Raw genomic sequence first — 20,973 nt, forward strand, 5'->3', positions numbered from 1 at the left:
ATCGTCAGCTCCATCCGTGATGGTGCTCACGCGGAGGTCCTCACCCGAGGCAACGACACACCTAACCGGAGGTTTCTACCCGAGGCAACGACCCCGCACAAGCGGAGGTTTCTGATGAGTCAACTCGACATCCTGCTGAGACGCGTGGAGTTCGCTACGCTTTGACGCAAGAACGTGCTCCGGGGTCGGTGAAACTCCGAACCGGCGGTGATAGTCCGCGACCCGGCGGCTCCTTGTGAGCCAATGGTTGAACCGGTGGGATTCCGGTACCGACGGTTAAAGTCCGGATGGGAGGCGCACGCGGTTCGTGGCATTGCCGCGCGCCGACGCTCCGGCGTTGGCGGGTCCGGCTTCGCTGCGCGCTGGCATGTCCCTGCCCCGGAGTCGTCACACGAGACGACGGAGGGGCAGATGAGTCCGACCATCCTGGAAGACCGGCGATCAGCCGATGCGACCACAAGCGCGCACGAGAGCGCCATGGACCGTGCCCTCATGCTCGCCGCCCGGTCCCCGCGGGCCGACCCGAACCCACGCGTCGGCTGCGTCCTGGTCGACGATGACGGCCGGATCGTGGGCGAGGGCTGGCACCATGGCGCCGGAACGCCGCACGCCGAGGTTGAGGCGCTCAGCGGCGCCGGTCCGGACGCCGCGGGCGCCACTGCGTACGTGACCTTGGAGCCCTGCAACCACCATGGCCGCACCGGTCCCTGCGCCGAGGCGCTGCTGCGCGCCGGCGTCCGTCGCGTGGTGTACGCCCAGGCCGACCCGAATCCGCCCGCGTCCGGCGGCGCGGCCACGCTGGCCGCGGGTGGAGTGGAGGTGCTGGGCGGCGTCCGGGCAGCGGAAGCGGCCCTCCTCAATGAGGCCTGGACGTTCTCGGTGACGCACGGGCGTCCTTTCGTCACCTGGAAGGTTGCGGGCACCCTGGACGGCCGGACCGCCGCCGCGGACGGCACGTCGGCGTGGATCACGGGCCAGCCCGCCCGGCTCGACGTCCATCGGTTGCGGTCCCGCTGCGGGGCGATTGTCGTCGGGACGGGGACGGTGCTGGCCGACGATCCCCGCCTCACCGTCCGCCGCCCCGACGGCACGGAAGCGCCCCGGCAACCCATCCGGGTGGTCGTCGGACGTCGCCCGATCCCCGCTGACGCCCGTGTCCTGTCGCCAGACGCGTCCACGCTGCTGCTCGCCGACGACCCGGCAGGTGTCCTGGCACGCCTGCAGGAAGCCGGTGTCCGTCATGTCTGGCTGGAGGGTGGGGCCACCCTCGCCGCGGCGTTCGTCACCGCCGGCCTGGTCGACGAGATCGTCGCCTACCTCGCGCCCGTCCTGGTGGGTTCCGGCTCCCCGCTGGTCGGCGACCTCGGCGTCGCCACCCTCGCGGACGCCCACCGGTACGCCCTGGTCGATGTGCGTCGTCTGGGCGACGACGTCCGGCTCACCCTCCGCCCCCTCCCCGATCTTTCAGAACCCCAACCGAACTCTGGCAAGGAGTGATCATGTTCACCGGCATCATCGAAGAACTGGGCGAGGTCGTCGAGATCCGCCACCTGGAGGACTCCGCCGTCGTGACCGTCCGCGGTCCGCTCGTCACCTCCGACGCCACCCACGGCAGCTCGATCGCCGTCAACGGTGTCTGCCTCACCGTGACCGGCCTGGACGGGGACCTGTTCATGGTCGACGTCATGGCCGAGTCACTCCGGCGAACATCGCTGGGCGGCCTCACCCCGGGGGACCGGGTCAACCTGGAGCGGGCGATGGGGTCCGACGGCCGGTTCGGCGGGCACATCGTGCAGGGACACGTCGACGGAACGGGCCGCATCCTGTCCCGTACGCCGGGCGAGCAGTGGGAGGTGGTCGAGATCTCCTGCCCAGCCGAGGTGCAGCGCTACCTGGTCGAGAAGGGCTCGGTCACCGTCGACGGCGTGTCCCTGACCGTGTTCGACATCCGGCCGGACCGGTTCACGGTCTCGCTGATCCCGACCACGCTCGAGCTGACGACCCTCGGTCCCGCCGCTGTCGGGGCGGTCGTCAACCTCGAGGCGGACATCCTCGGCAAGTACATCGTCGCCCACCTCGAGCGTCTCGAACTTGGCGCCCTGCGGGAGACCACCCATGCCTGAGTTCGCCACCATTCCCGCAGCCCTGGACGCGCTGCGCGCCGGCCGTCCGGTCCTGGTCCTCGACGACGCCGACCGGGAGAACGAGGGGGACGCCATCTTGGCGGCCTCGACGGCGTCCGCCGAATGGGTCGGGTGGATGGTGCGGCACACATCGGGCTACCTGTGCGCCCCCCTGCCCGTCGACTGGGCCGACCGTCTGGGCCTGCCCCTCATGGTTCCCGACAGCGCCGACCCGTTGCGGACCGCGTACACCGTCAGCGTGGACGCGGCGTCCGGGGTCACGACCGGGATCTCGGCGGCGGACCGGGCCACCACGCTCCGCGTCCTCGGCAACCCGGACGCCGCGGCGTCCGACCTGATCCGGCCCGGGCACGTCCTGCCACTGCGCGCCCGGCCCGGCGGGGTCTTCGAACGGCAGGGGCACACCGAGGCGACCGTCGACCTGTGCCGGCTGGCCGGCCTGCCGCCCGTGGGCGTGATCGGTGAACTCGTCCACGATGCGGGTGAGGTGATGCGGACGCCCGACGTCGTCGCCCTCGGCGCGGCCGAGTGCCTGCCCGTCATCACGATCGCGGACCTGGTCGCCTGGCGCGACCTGTACGACCGCGTCACGCTGGCCGCCGTAACGACGCTGCCCACCGCCCACGGGACGTTCGCGTTGCACGGCTACCGGGACCGGCGCACCGGCGCCGAACACCTCGCCTTGATCAGCCCACGCGGCCTCACCACCGATGGCGCGGCACCGCTCGTCCGCCTCCACTCCGAATGTCTCACTGGGGACGCGTTCGGTTCCCGCCGCTGCGACTGCGGCCGCCAACTCGACGAGTCCCTCGCCGTCATTGCCCGTCAGGGGGGTGTCGTGATCTACCTGCGAGGTCACGAGGGGCGCGGCGTGGGGCTGCTCGCGAAGCTGTCGGCGTACGCCCTCCAGGACGTCGGCGCGGACACCGTCGACGCCCAAACCCTGCTGGGCCTACCGGTCGACGCCCGCGAATACGGCGCCGCCGCCGCCATCCTGACCGCCCAAGGGGTGGTCCGGGCCGAACTGCTCACCAACAACCCGGCCAAGGCCGACGGCCTGCGCACGGCGGGGATCGACATCACCGGCCTCCGTCCGCTCATCGTGGAGCCCAACCCCGACAACGTGCACTACCTGTCCACCAAGCGCGAGCGGATGGGCCACCGCCTACCCACCGCGTCCACCCTCGTCCAGGAGGCCTGATGGCTGGCTCCGGCACCCCCCACCTCACCGTCGACGGCCGCGGCCGACGCATCGCCGTCGTCGCCTCGTCCTGGCACGACCTCGTCATGAACTCTCTCGTCACCAACGCAGTTACCACGCTGGAACGGGCCGGCGCGACAGTCACGGTGGTCCGCGTCCCGGGCACGTTCGAGCTGCCGGTCGCCTGTGCCCGCCTGGCCCACCACTTCGACGGGCTGGTCGCGCTCGGTGTCGTCATCCGGGGCGGGACACCCCACTTCGACTACGTCTGCGCAGGCGCCACCCACGGCATCGTCGACGTGATGACCCGCACTGGAACGCCCGTCGGTTTCGGTGTCCTCACGTGTGACACCGAGCAGCAGGCGCTCGACAGGGCTGGGCTCCCCGGATCACCGGAGGACAAGGGACGCGAGGCGGCCGAGGCCGTCCTGGCCACCCTCTCTGCGCTGACCGCCGCGGTGCCCTGATCCTCCTACCATTGCAAGCGCCCGGACACCCGGAATGGCCGCCGGTGAGCCGTTCGATCGTCTGCGCGTGTCACCACGTTCAAGGCGTGCGTGGCAGCTGGGCGACGTCCCTCACCTCTCCGATTGCTCGCTCGACGACGTCCTCGAGGATCGCGGCACCGATCGTTTCCTCACCGTCGACGACGAGCGCGAAGTGGGTGCCGCCCGCCTGCATGGCGGCCACGGCGGCCTCCAGGGGGGCGTCCTTCGCGATGGTCGCCAGCGGGCGGAGAAATGGACCGCCCGGCGCCACCCCGGTCGAACCCGCCACCAGTGGGGTCGTCGTCGACCGCACGCCGCACCCGGTCCCTGTCATCAAGGGTGGTGGCGACGTCTGGTCCGCCGACGTGGACGTCCGACTCTGGATTCGGCGGACAGGGACGATCCGTAGCGCCAGTCTCCTGGTGGCTTCGCGGCGCCCCTGTCCGCGAGGAGGAGCCGGAGCCCGTTAGGACGGATGTCGTGTTCGCTCGCCGCCGCCAGGAGGACGCCAATGAACCCCGAGCCACACCACCATGTCACCGGGACAGGATTGTGGCTCCAGGAGGCCGACGTCCACGGCGTCCTGCGCCGACGCGGGGCAAGTCGTACACCGAGATCGCCGAGACTGTGGGAGGTGTGACATGGAGGCCGTCGCTGTCACGTGCGTGGTTGCCCGAGGGCTCGTGGACGCCCTGGAGGCACTCCTCTTGAGCCTGCCTGGTCGGCGCCGCTCTGCTGGCAGCGTTGCGGTGAACGCCGGGTGGGTTGGGGCTGCGACGCTTGGCGGTCGTCGGCCTATGCTGAAGGCAGTCTTGGACGCGAGGTCCGCGCGGCCTTGGCTCCGGTGCTATTCCCCACGTATTCCCCACGACAAGGTGACGAAGTGGCAATCAACCCACATAAGACCTTGTCAGGGGGCCATTATCGGCTGATAGAAGAGAGCTTCAACTCCTCTCTCGCGCACAAATAGTGCCTCTGACTAGGGCAAATACCGGGAATCGGCGAGAGGTGAAAACCTCTCGTCGATTCTCTGTTTCTGGGGTGTAGCGCCTTTGGCAAGGGGTGATACCTGGGGAAATGGTCCACGTTGCGTTGGAGGAGGGGAGCCTCGCCTTGTTGGTGAGGGCTCATTCCCCACGGTTCCCGACTGTGGTGATAATGCCGGATCCAGGGTCCGCTCGCCTCTGTGGCGCGAGTCGTGACACGATCCTGAAGGTCCACAAACTGGATGCCGAGCCGAGCGGTGGGAGCGCTGCCGGCGGTGGTGGGCCGATTGAGGCTCCGACTGGAGATCACTCCAGGGGCCAGGTGAAGTTCCTGCGCAAGTACGCCGCGTTCACGCTGCCCGTGATCGACGAATCACTCCTCGACCCGCCCGACGAGAGCACCCGCAGCATGCTACTGGAACTCCTCGAACGCCGCTGCGACGCCGTCTCCACCGTGTTCTGCACCCAGCGCGCGAAGAACGACTGGCACCACAGACTCGGCTCCGGCATCCACGCCCCCGGCCCCCAACCCCACTCCCCGGGCTACTCAACCGCGAAAGCCAACGGCGCTCAGACGGTCAGATACTCCGGCAGCCGGGTCGCCGGCGGCGTGCACGATGTTGTCGACGCCATGCGGCGATGGCCGTGACCGCGATGGCGACTTCGCCGGTGGAGTCGGCGGTGTGCGGCGCGCCGAGGCCGCGGACTAATATCGGCCACTTGAGTCGGCGTCCGGAGGACTCGGCGCCTCCGCCCGAGCCGCAGGGGGCCGACGGATTGACTTGCTGATTCGGGCAACTGGGGTTTCGAGGGCTGGTGGTACCCCGTGATCATTCGTGGGGTTGAAACGCGAAGCATGTTTCATGAATACCGTAACATTCGAAGGGGACATCCCTGCTAACCTCGATCTTTCATGACGGGCCTGTGTGGGGCTGGTCGGCGCCGGTGGCGTCGGGGTTGTTCTGATTCTTGCAGGTGGGTGTGACAAGACTCCGCTTGACGTTTGCGGTGCGGGTTTCCAGGCCGAGAGCTTCGTGATTCAGAGGGTCGTGTGGAGGTCTGGGGGTCAGGTGGCGGGTGCCGGGAGGTTTCGGAGTCGGCCGATGCTGTCGATGATCAGCCCACTCCAGGGGGATTGCTCGGTGAGGTGGACGACGACGCGGCGGGCTCTTCTGGCGAGGGTCGCGGGGATGGTGTAGAGGCGGTAGCGGAGCCGTTTCGGTTCCCAGCGTCGGGCTTCATGGCCGGCCAGGGCCAGCATCCCGCTCCAGGCCTGCAACTCGGAGGCGAGTGCGACGATCTGGCACCAGATCCGATTCTGGTTGAACCCGTGGAGGGGGAGGTTGGTCAGGCCGGTGTCTTTCGCGATCCGGATGCGGTCTTCGCAGCGGGCTCGGCGACGATGCCGCAACTCGAGCTGCTGCAGGGTGCCGAGGGTGGTGTTTGTGGCGAAGGCGGTGAGTCGGTAGCCGTCGACGTCATCGAAACGCAGCTGAGCGCCGGGGTGAGGCCGTTCCCGGCGGACGATCACCCGCATCCCGGTAGGCCAACCCGACAGGTTGAGCAGTCCGGTGAAGTCGGCCAGGTCGGCCCCTTCCCGCGGCTGGTTGTCGGCGTTGAGGGCGGGGACCCAGACCCAGTCGGGGACCTGCTGGTAGAGGGCGCCGGTGTCGAGTGGGAGCGTGAATCCCACCGAATAGGCGACGCGGTGCTGAGCGAGCCAGGCGGTGAAGTCCTTCGTGCCGCCGGCGCCGTCCGCGCGGACCAGGACCCTGCGCCCGGGGCGAGGGTCGCGGTCGGGGAGCTGCGCCAACGCCTGCTTGGTGACGGTGATGTGATCGGTGGCGGTGTTCGAGCCGGCGTTCCCGGGGCGTAGGTGGACCACCAACGCTTCGCCGGTGCCCTCGGGGCCGTGGTCGGCGAATGCCATCAACGGGTGGAACCCGAACCCTCGCTTGAACGTCGGCGCCGCGCGCTGTTTCTCCGAGTGGGCGGTGATCAGGGACGCGTCGAGATCGATCACCACAGGATCCTCGGCAGTGGCTGCATGGTCGGGGGCATGCTCACCGGCCAGGGACCAAGCCCTGGCGCGGGCCTGCTGCCTGGCTCCGGAGATCGCCTTGATGGCCTTGTCTGCATCCTCGGCCAGGGCGGCGATCAGGCGGGACACGGTCGGGTCCGACGCCACCGGGCCGTAGACCCCTGGTTCGGCGCGCAGGGTGGCGAGGTCACTCAACGCTTCACCGCCGAGCACCAGCGACAGAGCCAGATCGCAGATGATCTTGCCCGGGTCGTGGATCGCCAACGGTTTCCGCCACCGGGACAGCGCCTCGGACAGTGCCCGGTCGAGGCCGGCGGCGCGGATGGTTTCGGTCAGTAGGATCCCGCCGGCCTGGCCGACCGCGGTGACCTTGGCGGTATCGACATGAACCCTGGGATAGAAGCCGGTACTCTTCACCTCGAAGGTGCTCCTCTTCTTGGTTGCTGTGTTCTCTTGACAAGTCACATCATCCCAAGTCAGGGGCACTTTCGCCATCTCAGGCCGCTACAGTCCACCCACCGTCATGAAAGCGCGAGGCTAACGAGGACCTTCACCCACTTGATGGAAGGCCATGCCTGACTATTTCCGCGCTGTCGCACTCGATTTCGACGGCACTCTGACAGACGGTGAGCGACCCGCCCCGGCCGTGCTCGCTGCCCTCGGCGAGGCGCGAGCCGGCGGGCGCCGCCTCGTGTTGGTCACCGGCCGCACACTGCGTCACCTGCGGGCGGGCTTCGCCGATGTGGACAACTGGTTCGACGCAATCGTCGCCGAAAACGGCGCGGTGCTTCACACCCAGGAGGGGTCGCAGGTGCTGGCTCAGCCGATCGATCCCGCGTTGGCCGACGCGCTCGCCCGCCGCGGGGTCCAGGTCGACCGCGGGCAGGTACTCCTAGGCTGCTCGGCGACCCACGACCACCTGGTTCTGGAGGAGGTCCGTCGACTCGGAGCCGACTACCAACTCACGCGGAACAGCCGCGCACATCGCAACCGGCCGACCTTGCCCGCACCGCCACCCGCGCCGAAGCCGCTCGGCCCGGCTTACTGGCCGGGATCCTCGCCCGCACCCCTCGACCCGGCGCCGCCATGACCGGGCAGAGGGTCGGGGTGGCCGCTGCCGGTGCGACAGGAGGGCTCCTGATCGCCGTCGCGGGGGGCGCGGCCATCAGCGCCGTCGCCGCCCCGCTCCTCGCCGAAGCCCTGACCGCGGGTGTCGATTTTGATGCCCTTGCCGGCTCGATCGACCTGGAAGGCTTCACCGGCGGTCTCGAGGACCTCACCGCCGGGGCCGCTGACCTGGCCGGCGGGGCAAGCGATATTGCTGCGGGGGCAACCGAGCAGGTCGCCGGATTAGGAGAGGACATCACTGGCTTCGGGGAGCAGCTCTCCAACCTTGAGATTCCCGGCTGGGGAAGACTCTTCGGGAGTTGAGCGGCGCCAACCAGGCCCAGCACGTCAATCGCTGGCCGGGCAACAGACACCCACCGAGTCGCTCGTTGAGCCAGTGGTCCAGCGGATTGCCCCGACGAGAGCACCCGCAGCATGCTCGTGGTACTCCTCGAGCGCCGCTATGACGCCGTCTGAACCGTGTTCTGCACCCAGTACGCGAAGAAGGACTGGCACCACGGGCTCGGCTCCGGTGTCCACGCTGCCGCGATCATGAACCGCGTCGTCCACAACACCATCAGGATCGAGACCGGCGGCACCAACATGCGCGAACACACCGCCACCGCATGAGCCACAGCCGGTGAGCGTCACCCGACCACCGGTGGCGCTCACCGGCACTACCCCACAGCGCCCAACCCCACTGCCCAGTGGCGCTGGGACGGAGCGGGCCACGGATCAGGGGAGATCAGCTTGAATCGCGGCGTTCCAGGACTGCAGCGAACGCACCCCCGGGGTTCCTTGGCGCAGGGATTCGACGCCCTGCACGCACGCCGCGAGGGCCTGGGTCGTGGTGACGCAAGGCACGCCGGCGCGGATGGCCGCGCCGCGAATCTCCCAGCCGTCCTGTCGGGGGCTGCCATGGAGCGAGTGGCCGTGCGGCGTGTTGACCACGAGGTCGATCTCGCCTGCCGCGATGGCCTGCACCACCGTCAGCTCACCGTTGGGACCTGGACCTTGCGACGCTTTCCGGAGCACAGTGACCGCAACATCGTGGCGACGCAGCACCTGTGCCGTGCCCTCGGTGGCCAGGATCCGGAACCCGAGGTCGGCGAGCCTCTTGATCGGGAAGATCGCGTGCCGCTTGTCGCGATTCGCCACCGAGACGAACACCGTCCCAGTCGTGGGAAGAGCGGAGAACGACGCGGCCTGGCTCTTGGCAAAGGCGGGGCCAAAGGCCGCATCGAGCCCCATGACCTCGCCTGTGGATCTCATCTCCGGGCCGAGCAGCGGATCGACGCCGACGCCCTCGGGGCTGCGGAACCGGTTGAAGGGCAACACGGCTTCCTTCACGGCGATCGGTGCCGACGCGAGCGCCGTCGCGCCGTCTCCCCCGGATCGGAGCATTCCCTCTGAGCGGAGTTCGGCGATCATCGCGCCGAGTGAGATTCGGGCTGCGGCCTTGGCCAGCGGCGTGCCGGTGGCTTTCGAGACGAAGGGCACGGTCCGCGATGACCGCGGGTTGGCCTCAAGCACGTAGAGCACATCGCCGAGCAGCGCGTACTGAATGTTGATCAGGCCCTTCACCCCGATCCGTTTGGCGATGATCTCGGTGGAGCTGCGAATCTGGTCGATGGTCTCGGTACCGAGGGTAATCGGAGGAAGGGTGCACGCCGAGTCGCCGGAGTGGATGCCGGCCTCCTCGATGTGTTCCATCACGCCGCCGATGTAGAGCTCCGTCCCGTCGAAGAGCGCATCGATGTCGATCTCGATCGCGTCGTCGAGAAACCGGTCCACGAGCACGGGGTGCGAGGGGTCGATCTCGGTTGCGCGTTGGATGTAGCTCACCAGTGAGGCGTCGTCGTAGACGATCTCCATGCCGCGCCCGCCCAGCACGTAGCTGGGACGAACCAGCACGGGGTAACCGATCGTGTGGGCGACCGCCAGCGCCTGTCCGGCGGAGACGGCCGTGCCGTGCTGGGGGGACAGCAGGCCTGCGGCGCTGAGGAGGGCGCCGAATTCTCCGCGATCCTCCGCCAGGTGGATGGCCTCTGGCGACGTGCCCACGATGTGGACTCCGCGGTCTTTGAGCGCCTGTGCGAGCTTGAGCGGCGTCTGCCCGCCCAGCTGCACGAGGACGCCCGCCACGGGCCCGGCCGCGAGCTCGGCATGGACCACCTCCAGCACGTCCTCCAGCGTCAGGGGTTCGAAGTACAGCCGGTCGGTGGTGTCGTAGTCGGTCGAGACCGTCTCGGGGTTGCAGTTGACCATCACTGTCTCGTAGCCGGCGTCCCGCAACGCCATGGCCGCGTGCACGCACGAGTAGTCGAACTCGATGCCTTGCCCGATCCGGTTGGGACCGCTGCCCAGGATAATGACGGCGGGCCGGGCGCGGGGCTCGACCTCGGTCTCCTCGTCGTAGCTGGAGTAGTGGTACGGCGTCCGGGCCGCGAACTCGGCGGCACAGGTGTCGACCGTCTTGTACACGGGCCGGATGCCGAACGCCCAGCGGAGGCCACGGACAACGTCTGGGCTGAGATTGCGCAGGTCGGCGATCTGATCGTCGGAGAGGCCGTGTCGCTTGGAGAGCCGCATGAGACCGCCCGTCAGCTCTGGGGCCGAGCACACCTGGTCGGCCGTCTCGCGGATCAGCTGCAGCTGGTCGACGAACCATGGATCGATCCGGGTTGCTTCTACCACCTGTGCCGAGGTGGCGCCGGCACGAAGCGCCTGCATGATGAGGGCGAGGCGGTGGTCGTGCGGTCGGGCGATGCGGCGCAGCAGCTCGTCCACGCTCTCGATGATCGGGCGAGTGAAGTCGAAGAGAGCCGCCGGGTCCTCCAGCGAGCGCAGAGCCTTGCCGAGTGCTTCGGTGAAGCTTCGGCCGATGGCCATGGCCTCGCCCACTGACTTCATGTGCGTGGTGAGGGTGCTGTCAGCGGTTGGGAACTTCTCGAACGCGAAGCGCGGGCACTTGACCACGACGTAATCCAGCGACGGTTCGAACGAGGCGGGCGTCTCGCCGGTGATGTCGTTGAGGATCTCGTCGAGGGTGTAGCCCACCGCCACCTTCGCTGCGATCTTCGCGATCGGGAAGCCGGTGGCCTTCGAGGCCAGCGCCGAGGATCGGGAGACCCGCGGGTTCATCTCCACCACTATCAGCCGCCCGTCGACAGGGTTGAGTGCGAACTGGACGTTGCAGCCGCCAGTTTCGACGCCGACCGCCCTGGTCACCGCGATGGCCACGTCGCGCATGGCCTGGTACTCCCTGTCTGTGAGCGTCATGGCGGGGGCCACTGTGATGGAGTCCCCGGTGTGCACGCCCATGGGGTCTAGGTTCTCGATGGAGCACACGATCACGACGTTGTCCGATCCGTCGCGCATGACTTCGAGTTCGAACTCTTTCCAGCCGATGATCGACTCCTCGATCAGCACCTCGGTGACCGGCGACGCCGAAAGTCCTGCCCCGGCGATCCGGATCAGTTCCTCCTGGTTGTAGGCGATGCCGGAGCCGAGCCCGCCCATGGTGAAGCTCGGCCGGACCACGATGGGGTATCCGAGGATCCCCGCGGCGGCAAGGACTTCGTCCATGACCTGGCAGATTCGCGAGCGTGCCACACCGGCGTCAGCGCCGGGCACCTTGAGTGAGGTGACGATCTGGTTGAACTCCAGCCTGTTCTCCGCCTTTTCGATGGCGTCGACGGAGGCGCCGATGAGCTCGACACCGTAGCGCTCCAGCACTCCGCTCTTGAACAGGGTCATGGCGGCGTTGAGGGCGGTCTGTCCGCCAAGGGTCGCGAGCAGGGCGTCGGGGCGCTCCGTGGCGATGATCTGCTCGAGGTATTCGGGCCTGATCGGTTCGACGTAGGTGGCGTCGGCGTACTCGGGGTCGGTCATGATGGTGGCCGGGTTGGAGTTGACCAGGATGACGCGGAACCCCTCCTCGCGCAGCACGCGGCAGGCCTGCGTGCCGGAGTAGTCGAATTCGCAGGCCTGCCCGATGACGATAGGGCCGGAGCCGATCACCATGATCGAGGAAATGTCGGTGCGACGGGGCATCAGGCGTCCTTTCCGGCCATGACGTCGATGAAGCGGTCGAACAGGTAGTCGGCGTCGTGCGGTCCTGCAGCTGCCTCCGGGTGGTACTGAACGGCGAAGGCAGTCAGTCGGCCGGATGCGTTGCGCAACTCCAGACCCTCGACCACATCGTCGTTCAGGCAGACGTGGGACACGCGTGCAGTTCCCCAACGGGTGGTCACGGGCTGGCCAAGGGGGGCATCGACGGCAAAGCCGTGGTTCTGGGCGGTGATCTCGACCGTGCCCCTGGCCAGGTCCATGACCGGCTGGTTGATGCCGCGATGGCCGTACTTCAGCTTGTAGGTGTCGAAGCCGAGTGCGCGGCCGAAGATCTGGTTGCCGAAGCAGATCCCGAAGTAGGGCAGCCCCGCGTCCAGGATCTCCGTGAGAAGGTCCACCGCACGTCCGGCTGCCGCCGGGTCGCCTGGCCCGTTGGAGAAGAAGACCCCGTCGGGACTCACCGCGGTGACGTCGTCGAGGGTGCTGGCAGCAGGCAGGACGTGCACCTCGATTCCTCGCTGAGCGAGCCGGGTGGGCGTCATGTCCTTGATGCCGAGGTCGATCGCGGCCACTGTGAAGCGCTTCGTGCCCACTGCCGCGATGATCTGCTTGGAGGCGACGGTGACATCGGCCACGAGGTCCGCCCCCAGCATCGGCTGAGTTTCCAGGACCCGTGCGAGCAGCTTCTGGGGGTCCGTCTCGATGGTGGAGAGGCCCACCCGCATGGCGCCGTTCTCACGGATGTGGCGGGTCAGCGCGCGGGTGTCGAGGTCGGCGATGCCGACGATCCCCTGCCGACGCAGTTCGTCGTCCAGGGAGCCGCTGGCGCGCCAACTCGAGTGCATCCGTGAGGGGTCGCGGACCACGTACCCGGCCACCCAGATCCGGCGCGACTCGTTGTCCTGTTCGTTCCATCCGGTGTTGCCGATGTGAGGAGCCGTCGCGATCAGAACCTGGCGGTGGTAGCTGGGATCGGTGAGAGTCTCCTGGTAGCCCGTCATGCCTGTGGAGAAGACGGCCTCCCCGAAAGTCTCTCCAGCGGCACCGAAGGAAGTGCCGCAGAAGAACCGCCCGTCCTCCAAGACCAGCAATGCTGGCATCGGAAAACGAGCGGTCCCTGCGTAAGCCTCGCTGGAGCTGCCCTGAGCAGGGGGGGCGCTCATGCGATCTGTTCCAGGAGGCTGGTCTCAACGTCGTACAGGAAGCCTCCGACCCTAACCCGGTCAGAGAGCAACGGGTGCTGCCGCAGCAGTGCGACATCGGCGTGGATCCGGCCATGCTGGTCCGGGTCCGCCCCGATGGGCAGGGTGCCGAGGTCCGCACCGGTCGTCTCCGACACGCGCCGACGGATCGCATCGTCGTCGCCGCTGGCCATGGCACAGCGGGTGTGTTGGACGATCAGGATGCGGTCCACGTTGAGAAGGTGTGCGGCCAGCACGCATCCGGTGAGCGCGTCCAGTGTGACATGGCCCCCAGGCGTGCGCATGATCTTGGCCTCGCCCAGTGTCAGGCCCAGCATCTCCAAGGGCTCCAGGCGTGAGTCCATGCATGTCACGATGGCGATCCCTGCGTGTGCGATGCCGTCGAAGGGCCGGGGTCCGGACCTCGCGTAGCGCTGGTTCGCAGCGATGAGATCGCCGAAGAAGTCCTCGTCCATGGTCAGAACGATAGCGACTTGACACGCGAATTGCAATTCCGGAAACTAGGAGCAGTAGAAAGTCCAGTGCGAGGCGGGGGCAGGCCGACCGCAACGCCCGATCGCGAGAGATGGGGGCATGGGTAAGTCAACTCTTCGCCCTGTTCGGCGTCCCGCGAGTCACGTTCGCTTCACCAGCCCCGCTCACCATCGCCACGAAGTCGGCGACCCTGACGCCGCGCTCCAGGTTGTGGCGCAGATGGGTATCGGGAGCGAGGCGATACTCATTTCGCCGTCCCGACTTTTCCTTGATCACGTGACCCTGCGTCACCAACTCACCGACGATCTGCTGCACGGCTCGTTCAGTGATACCCACCTGCTGCGCGATGTCTCGCATCCGCGCCGTCGGGTTCCGGGCAAGGGCCACGAGGACGTGGCCGTAATTGGAGAGAAAGGTCCAGTCGCCAGGTGCCATAGCGGAGCATGATACCCGATTCATCATTCACGAAATAGAGAGGTACCAATGACCAATCCCCTTGCCGAGGCGATCCACCTGGACCAGGATCCGTACGGTCTTGACCGGCTCCTGGAAGCCGACATCGACATCCTCACACAACTGCATGAGCAGGTTCTCCACGAGAGAGGAGCCGGCGCGCTCGCCACGCTTATGCAGCAAGTGCAGGACTCTGCGGCACGGGCCGCCGATGGCGGCGACCCCGAGGAGCCTGGCCGGATCGTCGGGGCACTGACCGCTACCCAGGCGCTTCAACTCGCGCAGGCCCTGACCGTTCACTTCCACCTGATCAACCTCAGCGAGGAGCGGTACCGCTCCAGGCTCATCCGCGGAACACAGTCCGAGGTGGCGGGCACAGCGCCGGACGTGTGGCCAGCGGTGGCCGCACTCGGCCCCGCAGCGGCGGCGGTGAAGAACCTCCGCATCCATCCGGTGCTGACCGCGCACCCCACGGAGGCTCGCAGGCGCGCCGTCTCCTCGGCCCTTCATCGCATCGCCGAACAACTGGACCGCTACGACGATCCGGGCTCCGGCTCGCAGGAGCGGGAATTCGCTCAGCGCCGGATGTTGGAGGAGATCGACATCCTCAGCCGCACCTCGCCCCTGCGCACCTCACCACCTCAACCCGCGGACGAGGTCCGCACCGTGATGTCCGTGTTCGACCAGACGCTGTTCCACGCGGTGCCCCGGTTGTACCGCACCGTCGAGTCCGCGATCGCCGACGGGGAGCCGGGCCGTTGTCGCCCGTCGGTGCCCGGCTTCCTGCGGTTCGGTTCCTGGGTGGGCGGTGACCGTGACGGCAACCCGTTCGTCACGGCCGAGGTCACCCGGCAAACCATGTCCATCCAGGCGGACTGCATCCTCAAGGCGCTCACCACCGCGGCGGAGCGCATCGCCCGCACCCTCACGATGAGCGAGGACGCCAGCCCCGCATCGCCAGAATTGGCCAATGCGCTGGCCCGTGATGCGGTCACGGCGCCGGAGATCTTCCACGGCATCCGCAATTCGTCTCCCGGAGAGCCGCATCGGCAGAAGCTGCTCTTCGTCGCCACCAGGCTCACCGCCACCAGAGAGGGCCAGATCGATCTCGCGTACCGCGAGCCCGCTGAGTTGGTGGCTGATCTCAATCTGATCCAGACCTCCCTGGAGCGGGCAGGAGACACACGGGCGGCCTTCGGGGAGCTCCAACACCTGATCTGGCTGGCCGAAACCTTCGGCTTCCACCTGGCCGACCTGGAGGTGCGTCAGCACAGCGACGTGCACCGGCGAGTCTTGGACGAGCTGCTCGGGCAACTCGACTGGGACCCGGAGGCGCCCGGCAGCCCCACGCGGCTGGAGATGCTCGACTCTCTCGCGGTCAACGGTTGGCCGGCCCACGTCCGGGCACTCACCGACGCCACCCGTGAGGTGCTCGACACCCTGCGGGTCATGTCCTGGCTTCAGGAGCGCTGGGGGACTCAGTCCTGCGGCCGTCACGTGGTGAGCTTCACCCAGCAGGCTCAGCACCTCGTCGCGGTGCGCGCTCTTGCCCGCCTCGCGGTCGGTGACGGCGCCCTCAGGTTGAACGTGGTTCCGCTGTTCGAAACCGGAGCCGACCTGCGCGGGGCCGTCGCTGTCCTTGAAGAGTGGCTCACCCTGGAGAGCACCCGCCGCTGGCTCGACGAGGTGGACCGGCACGTCGAGGTGATGGTCGGTTACTCGGACTCGGCCAAGGACGTCGGACCGGCCAGCGCGACTCTGACCCTCTACCGGGCGCAGACCCAGATCGTGGAGTGGGCGCAGCGCCACGGCATCCAGCTCACGTTGTTCCACGGCCGGGGCGGCTCCCTGGGCCGTGGCGGAGGCCCTGTGCACCGGGCCATCATGGCCCAGCCTCCGGGTTCGGTCTCCGGTCGCTTCAAGGTCACCGAGCAGGGCGAGGTCATCTTTGCCCGATACGCGGACGTGACCCTGGCCCAAGCGCACCTGGAACGGCTCACCTCGGCGGTGCTGCTCGCAGACACCGACGACGTGGTGCACCGCAACAGTGCCGCCGCTGAGGCGTTCGACGATGTCGCGACGACGGTGGAGCGGGTGTCTCGCGAGACCTACCTCAGCCTCGTGCGCACGCCTGGCTTTGCCGACGTCGTAGCTGAGTCGAGCCCGCTCGAAGAATTGGGGCGGCTGAGGCTCGGATCCCGTCCGGCGCGGCGAAGCGGCGCGGAGAAGGGCAGGGATCTGAGTGACTTCCGGGCCATCCCCTGGGTGTTCGCCTGGTCCCAGATCAGGGCGAACGTGCCCGGCTGGTTCGGGCTGGGCTCCGGGTTGGCCGCTGTGGATGACCTCGAGCGGTTGCGCGCTGCCTACCGTCAGTGGCCGCTGTTTGCCAGCATGATCGACATCGCGGAGATGAGCCTCGCGAAGGCGAACCCGCGCCTGGCGAAGTCGTTCCTCGCGCTCGGCGGGCACGAGGGCGTCACAAGCGCGGTGCTGGAGGAGTTCGAAATGACGCGCAGCCTGGTGCTGGCGATCCTCGAACAGGGGGAGTTGCTGGAGCGCAAGCCCCGGCTCGGTACGCGGATTGCTCTGCGGGCCCCGTCCATCGACGCGCTCAGCCACCTCCAGTTGCGCGCACTGCGCGTCATGCGCGAGGCTGCTCCAAGAGACGACGCCCCCTCGCAGGAGGACCCGGATCTGTGGACGCGGGTCCTGTTGACCACCGTGAACGGAGCGGCTGCCGGTCTGCAGAACACTGGATAGCGGTGGGGAAGGCTTGCGCGCCCTCGGAATCCGCAGGGGCACGCCGATTCTCCGTCTGCCGGAATGGCTAGACTCTCGGCATGACATCCACGGTGCTGCACCCCCAGCCGTCGTTCGTCCCCGTGGACCGTGATGAAGTCTGAGCCGGCCCAGCGGGACGAGCCCGAGGACCGCCCCGGCGCAGGGCCCTCCAGGACAGGTGCAGGGGCGATGAAGCGGGGTCTCGAGCTCTTCCGGTACGTCGCTTCCATCGGCGCGGTCACCGCACTTCTGCTCTCCGTGGCCACGTACCTCTGGGCACTCAGCAAGGCCTTCTTGTTTGTCGAGGCCCTGCTCACAGCGTCTACCAGCCCCGACGCTGCGCTGGTCAAGTTGTACGAGAGCGTGGACTCGATCCTCATAGCCACGGTGCTGCTCATCGTCGGCTACGGACTGTGGGAGCTTTTCGTCGGCGACCTCAACCTACCCCCAAGCCTCACCACGCTCTCCTTTGACCACCTCAAAGGCCGAACGGCTGGGACGCTGCTGTTGGTCATGGCAGTGCGTTTCCTTGAGGTGATCGTCGCCCGGCCGGAACCGGACGAGTTGTTGGCGGTAGGGGTCAGTGTCACGCTCATCGGCGCCCTGCTGTTCGCCTTCGCCAACTGGCAACGACCCCACTAGGAGCACTCCGCCACGTGTAGGCCAGGCGTGGTGCTTCACTGTCGAACCTTCCCGTGACTGGGACGACGGCCCTGTTGCGGCCACCCCCAAGGGCAGGTACCCTCGAACTGTCCGGAGAGGGAGTATCCCAAGAACGGGTCCGACGTCAGCACGGCGCAAGCCCGTCGGATCGGCCGTAAGGCGGGAGAGACTCAACGTACTTTTGCCCCTGAACCTCACTCCGGGAGACACCTTGCCCACGGACAGCCTCACCGACACCAGCCCAGCCGAGACTGATCCGTCCTGGCACCTGATGAGCACCGACCAAGCTCTGGCGCGGACTGAATCCCGGGCCTCCGGGATCACGACGGCGGAGGCCGAGGAGCGCTTGAAGCGCTACGGCACCAACGAACTCGTCGATCGCGGGGGCAAACCGGCCTGGAAGATTCTGTGGGAGCAGTTCACCTCGGTGATGGTGCTGATCCTCATCGCGGCAACCGTCCTCTCGCTGGTCCTCGGCAAGTTCCTGGAGGCCGGAGCCATCGGCGGGATCGTGCTTCTGTTCGCGCTGCTCGGCTTCTTCCAGGAGTACCGCGCGGAGAAAGCCATCGCCGCGCTTCGCCAGATGACGGTCCCCACCGTGCGGGTGCTGCGCGACGGCGTCACGGTCTCAGTGCCGGCCAGGCAGCTGGTGCCGGGCGACGTGATCCAACTGGACGCAGGCACCGTTGTCCCCGCCGATCTACGACTCGTGGAGGTGGTCTCCCTGAGGATCCAGGAGGCTGCCCTGACCGGCGAGTCCGAGGCCGTGGACAAGATGACCGCACCTCTAGCGGGTTCAGACCTCCCCGTGGGTGATCGCGTCAACATGGCATTTTCCGGAACCGAGGTCACCTACGGCCGTGGCGTGGGTCTGGTCATCGCCACTGGCATGGCCACGGAACTGGGCAGGATCGCCGACCTGCTCCAGGGGGTGACGGCGGAGCAGACCCCGCTCCAGGCGCGCCTCGACCATGTCGGCAAACAGTTGGCCGTCCTGGGCGTGGCCACCGCCGGTGTGGTTGCGCTCCTTGGCGCGCTAGCCGGCGAGACGTGGAGCAACCTCGTTCTCACCGCCATCTCGGTGGCCGTTGCGGTCATCCCAGAGGGTCTACCGGCCGTCGTGACGTTCACGCTGGCCGTGGGTGCCCAGCGGATGCTGCGGCGCAACGCGCTGGTGCGCAAACTGCCTGCGGTAGAGACGCTGGGCTCGGTCACCACCATCTGCTCGGACAAGACGGGCACCCTCACCCAGAACAAGATGACGGTCTCGGCGCTCGTCCTGCCCGACGGCGCCTGGACTCCGGGTGGCGGCTCGCCGTCGGATGCGGCCCTTGTCGCCTTGGCGGCCGGGGCGCTGTGCAACAATGCCGAACTTCGCCACGTCGACGGTGAGGGGATCGAGACAATCGGCGACCCCACTGAGGCCTGCCTGCTCGAGGCCGCCCAGGCCGGTGGGATCGACGTCGCGTCGTTGCGCACGGTCATGGCGAGGATCGGGGAGTTGCCGTTCGATTCCGAGCGCAAACGCATGAGCACCCGGCACGCGGCGCTGGCCGGGCGGGTGCCTGAACTCGCACAGCTGCCACAGGACCTTGATCTCATCTTCGTCAAGGGAGCCGTCGACGGGCTCGTCACGCGCGCCACGGGAGTGTTCGCGGACGGCGCCATCCGGACCTTCGACGATGCGGCACGCGACTGGGTCGAGGACACTAACAAGGACCTGGCCTCCCGTGGCCAGCGGGTGCTGGGCCTCGCCGTGCGGCTCGTTCCTCCGGGCAGCACGCCGGCCGACCCTGAGACCGACCTCGTCCTGCTGGGTGTCGTCGGCATCATCGATCCCCCGCGGCCCGAGGTGGCCGCTGCCGTTGCCATCTGCCAGGGCGCGGGCATCCGGCCGGTCATGATCACAGGCGACCACCCCCTGACCGCGCAGGCCATCGCCCGCGAGCTCGGTATCGGGCGCGACGGGGGCGTGCTGACCGGCGTCGAGCTGGACCGCCTTGACGCCGAGGAGTTCGATCACGCCAGCAGGACGGTGAACGTGTTCGCCCGCGTCTCGCCCGAGCACAAGCTCCGCCTGGTTGACTCGCTGCAGCGTCACGGCCAGATCGTGGCCATGACGGGCGACGGCGTCAACGACGCACCCGCGCTGAAGAAGTCCGACATCGGCGTGGCCATGGGCATCACCGGCACCGACGTCTCGAAGGAGGCCTCGGACATGGTGCTGCGCGACGACAACTTCGCCACCATCATTGCCGCCGTCGAGGAGGGCAGGGTCATCTACGACAACCTGCGCCGGTTCGTCTCGTTCGCCGTGGCCGGAAACCTCGGCAAGATCATCGTCATGGTCGGATGGCCCATCCCGTTCCTCCTCCTCCCCTTCGATGGGACGGCGGCCGTGGCCCTGCTCCCGCTGCAGCTGCTCTGGCTCAACCTCATGACCGACGGCTTGCTGGGCCTCGCGATGGGCAAGGAGCCTGCCGAGTCCAAGGTGATGCGCAGGCCTCCGCATGTGCCAGGCGGGAGTCTCTGGACGGGTGGCCTGGGCCGCCGGACCGTGTGGATCGGCTTGGTCATCGGTTTCGTGGCGCTGGGGATCGGTTTCTGGTACCACGAAACCGGCAACCCGGCGTGGCAGTCGATGCTGTTCACCACCCTGGCGTTCCTGCAGATCGGGCAGGCCTTCGCCACCCGGTCCCACCACGACTCGCTCACCACGATCGGGTGGCGCTCCAACACGCTGCTGCTGTGGATCGCCGCACTGGTCCTGGCACTGCAGTTGGCAGCGCTCTACACGCCGCTGGGCGTTTTCCTGAGGCTGGAGCCGCTGGGCGCGGTCGATCTGATGATCGCAGCGGCCACCGGCGTCGGATTGCTGGTGCTGATCGAGAGCGTGAAGGCCGTCGATCGTCGCAGGGGTGTTGGTATCAGCATCGGACGCCACTGAGGCCGGGCTGGTGCAGCGGGCGAGGATCAGGTACCCGTCGTTCCTCACGATCCAGTGTGTCGGTTGCGGTCATCCCGCTCCCTTCCATCGGCATAGAAGGTTGGGGCCAAACTTGTGTACCTCAACCCTCATGGTCGGCCAACCCGGCCAGCAACAGCATCCGAGAGAACGTGTCGGACGTGGCCCGCGGCTGATCCATCACATCCTGGCCGTGGCCGAGCGCCCATCGGGCGATTTCGTACTCGCGTCTGGATAGCCGGTATGTCCTCACCGAGAACGATCAGTGCTACCCCTGAGGAGTCGACGAGCCGGAGGGCAGGCGGCGGCGAGTTGCTCTTCGACGAGGAGACCAGCGCCTGTCGGCTATTCCATCGGATTATCCAGAGAATCCGATGTCATGAGCGTTGACTGC

The 20,973-nt window shown here is 67.8% G+C and carries 17 protein-coding genes and 1 riboswitch; of the genes, 11 read left to right on the forward strand and 6 right to left on the reverse strand.

Going from position 1 to position 20,973, the window contains the following annotated elements; translation table 11 throughout:
• Nucleotides 1–171: 171 nt before the first annotated feature.
• A riboswitch (FMN riboswitch) is annotated at nucleotides 172–303 on the forward strand.
• A 108-nt stretch (nucleotides 304–411) separates the two neighbouring features.
• Genes ribD through ribH form a run of 4 tightly spaced genes read left to right on the forward strand, consistent with a single transcriptional unit; the run spans nucleotide 412 to nucleotide 3,812 of the window.
• The gene (gene ribD, locus ACFQPD_RS02930) at nucleotides 412–1,497 is read left to right on the forward strand and encodes a bifunctional diaminohydroxyphosphoribosylaminopyrimidine deaminase/5-amino-6-(5-phosphoribosylamino)uracil reductase RibD (protein ID WP_385898254.1); all 1,086 of its coding nucleotides are present in this window, start codon (nucleotides 412–414) and stop codon (nucleotides 1,495–1,497) included.
• Between the two features lie 2 nt (nucleotides 1,498–1,499).
• Nucleotides 1,500–2,123, forward strand: coding sequence for a riboflavin synthase (locus tag ACFQPD_RS02935; protein WP_068750359.1), 624 nt, complete (start codon nucleotides 1,500–1,502; stop codon nucleotides 2,121–2,123).
• Nucleotides 2,116–3,345: a 3,4-dihydroxy-2-butanone-4-phosphate synthase gene (ribB, locus tag ACFQPD_RS02940; protein WP_068750357.1), complete on the forward strand. Its 1,230-nt coding sequence runs from the start codon at nucleotides 2,116–2,118 to the stop codon at nucleotides 3,343–3,345. The genes ACFQPD_RS02935 and ribB overlap by 8 nt, the downstream gene beginning before the upstream one ends.
• Nucleotides 3,345–3,812 (forward strand): 6,7-dimethyl-8-ribityllumazine synthase, encoded by a 468-nt coding sequence (ribH, locus tag ACFQPD_RS02945; RefSeq protein WP_068750356.1) that lies wholly within the window; start codon nucleotides 3,345–3,347, stop codon nucleotides 3,810–3,812. Before ribB ends, ribH begins: the two co-directional genes overlap by 1 nt.
• Before the next feature lie 79 nt (nucleotides 3,813–3,891).
• Here ribH and ACFQPD_RS02950 read toward each other — a convergent pair whose 3' ends face one another.
• Nucleotides 3,892–4,122, reverse strand: coding sequence for a hypothetical protein (locus ACFQPD_RS02950; protein WP_385898258.1), 231 nt, complete (start codon nucleotides 4,120–4,122; stop codon nucleotides 3,892–3,894).
• Between the two features lie 1,019 nt (nucleotides 4,123–5,141).
• Between ACFQPD_RS02950 and ACFQPD_RS02955 the strand changes: the two genes are divergently transcribed.
• Entirely contained in the window at nucleotides 5,142–5,468 is a 327-nt protein-coding gene (locus ACFQPD_RS02955; protein WP_068750354.1) for a hypothetical protein, read from the forward strand.
• 417 nt (nucleotides 5,469–5,885) lie between these two features.
• Here ACFQPD_RS02955 and ACFQPD_RS02960 read toward each other — a convergent pair whose 3' ends face one another.
• On the reverse strand, nucleotides 5,886–7,277 hold the full coding sequence (locus ACFQPD_RS02960; protein WP_385898260.1) for an IS1380 family transposase: 1,392 nt from the start codon (nucleotides 7,275–7,277) through the stop codon (nucleotides 5,886–5,888).
• A 154-nt stretch (nucleotides 7,278–7,431) separates the two neighbouring features.
• Here ACFQPD_RS02960 and ACFQPD_RS02965 point away from each other — a divergent pair, with 154 nt between their 5' ends.
• The 3 genes from ACFQPD_RS02965 to ACFQPD_RS02975 all read left to right on the forward strand — a co-directional run bounded on the left by ACFQPD_RS02965 (nucleotide 7,432) and on the right by ACFQPD_RS02975 (nucleotide 8,597).
• Nucleotides 7,432–7,950, forward strand: coding sequence for an HAD family hydrolase (locus ACFQPD_RS02965; RefSeq protein ID WP_385898263.1), 519 nt, complete (start codon nucleotides 7,432–7,434; stop codon nucleotides 7,948–7,950).
• 17 nt (nucleotides 7,951–7,967) lie between these two features.
• On the forward strand, nucleotides 7,968–8,291 hold the full coding sequence (locus tag ACFQPD_RS02970) for a hypothetical protein (protein WP_385898266.1): 324 nt from the start codon (nucleotides 7,968–7,970) through the stop codon (nucleotides 8,289–8,291).
• 156 nt (nucleotides 8,292–8,447) lie between these two features.
• The gene (locus ACFQPD_RS02975) at nucleotides 8,448–8,597 is read left to right on the forward strand and encodes a hypothetical protein (protein ID WP_269466671.1); all 150 of its coding nucleotides are present in this window, start codon (nucleotides 8,448–8,450) and stop codon (nucleotides 8,595–8,597) included.
• A 105-nt stretch (nucleotides 8,598–8,702) separates the two neighbouring features.
• Here the strand turns inward: ACFQPD_RS02975 and carB are convergent, their stop codons facing one another.
• From carB to ACFQPD_RS02995, 4 genes are all read right to left on the reverse strand, one after another.
• Nucleotides 8,703–12,023: a carbamoyl-phosphate synthase large subunit gene (gene carB / locus ACFQPD_RS02980; RefSeq protein WP_068750346.1), complete on the reverse strand. Its 3,321-nt coding sequence runs from the start codon at nucleotides 12,021–12,023 to the stop codon at nucleotides 8,703–8,705.
• Nucleotides 12,023–13,141 carry a glutamine-hydrolyzing carbamoyl-phosphate synthase small subunit gene (gene carA, locus ACFQPD_RS02985; RefSeq protein ID WP_385898270.1) on the reverse strand — a complete coding sequence of 373 codons (1,119 nt, stop codon included), beginning with the start codon at nucleotides 13,139–13,141 and terminating at the stop codon, nucleotides 12,023–12,025. Before carA ends, carB begins: the two co-directional genes overlap by 1 nt.
• A 59-nt stretch (nucleotides 13,142–13,200) precedes the next feature.
• Nucleotides 13,201–13,698, reverse strand: a complete 498-nt coding sequence (locus ACFQPD_RS02990) for a beta-class carbonic anhydrase (protein ID WP_385898273.1) — start codon at nucleotides 13,696–13,698, stop codon at nucleotides 13,201–13,203.
• A 127-nt stretch (nucleotides 13,699–13,825) separates the two neighbouring features.
• Nucleotides 13,826–14,152, reverse strand: coding sequence for a helix-turn-helix transcriptional regulator (locus ACFQPD_RS02995; RefSeq protein WP_385898274.1), 327 nt, complete (start codon nucleotides 14,150–14,152; stop codon nucleotides 13,826–13,828).
• 48 nt (nucleotides 14,153–14,200) lie between these two features.
• Here ACFQPD_RS02995 and ACFQPD_RS03000 point away from each other — a divergent pair, with 48 nt between their 5' ends.
• The 3 genes from ACFQPD_RS03000 (at nucleotide 14,201) to ACFQPD_RS03010 (ending at nucleotide 20,561) form a co-directional block, all read left to right on the forward strand.
• The gene (locus ACFQPD_RS03000) at nucleotides 14,201–16,930 is read left to right on the forward strand and encodes a phosphoenolpyruvate carboxylase (RefSeq protein ID WP_385898276.1); all 2,730 of its coding nucleotides are present in this window, start codon (nucleotides 14,201–14,203) and stop codon (nucleotides 16,928–16,930) included.
• Between the two features lie 132 nt (nucleotides 16,931–17,062).
• Nucleotides 17,063–17,593 carry a YqhA family protein gene (locus ACFQPD_RS03005; protein ID WP_353080842.1) on the forward strand — a complete coding sequence of 177 codons (531 nt, stop codon included), beginning with the start codon at nucleotides 17,063–17,065 and terminating at the stop codon, nucleotides 17,591–17,593.
• Between the two features lie 292 nt (nucleotides 17,594–17,885).
• A complete protein-coding gene (locus ACFQPD_RS03010) occupies nucleotides 17,886–20,561 on the forward strand; it encodes a cation-translocating P-type ATPase (RefSeq protein WP_385898279.1) in 2,676 nt (891 codons plus the stop codon).
• Nucleotides 20,562–20,973 lie beyond the last annotated feature (412 nt).

The organism is Tessaracoccus sp. O5.2 (assembly GCF_964266725.1).
Classification (GTDB): Bacteria; Actinomycetota; Actinomycetes; order Propionibacteriales; family Propionibacteriaceae; genus Arachnia; species Arachnia lapidicapta.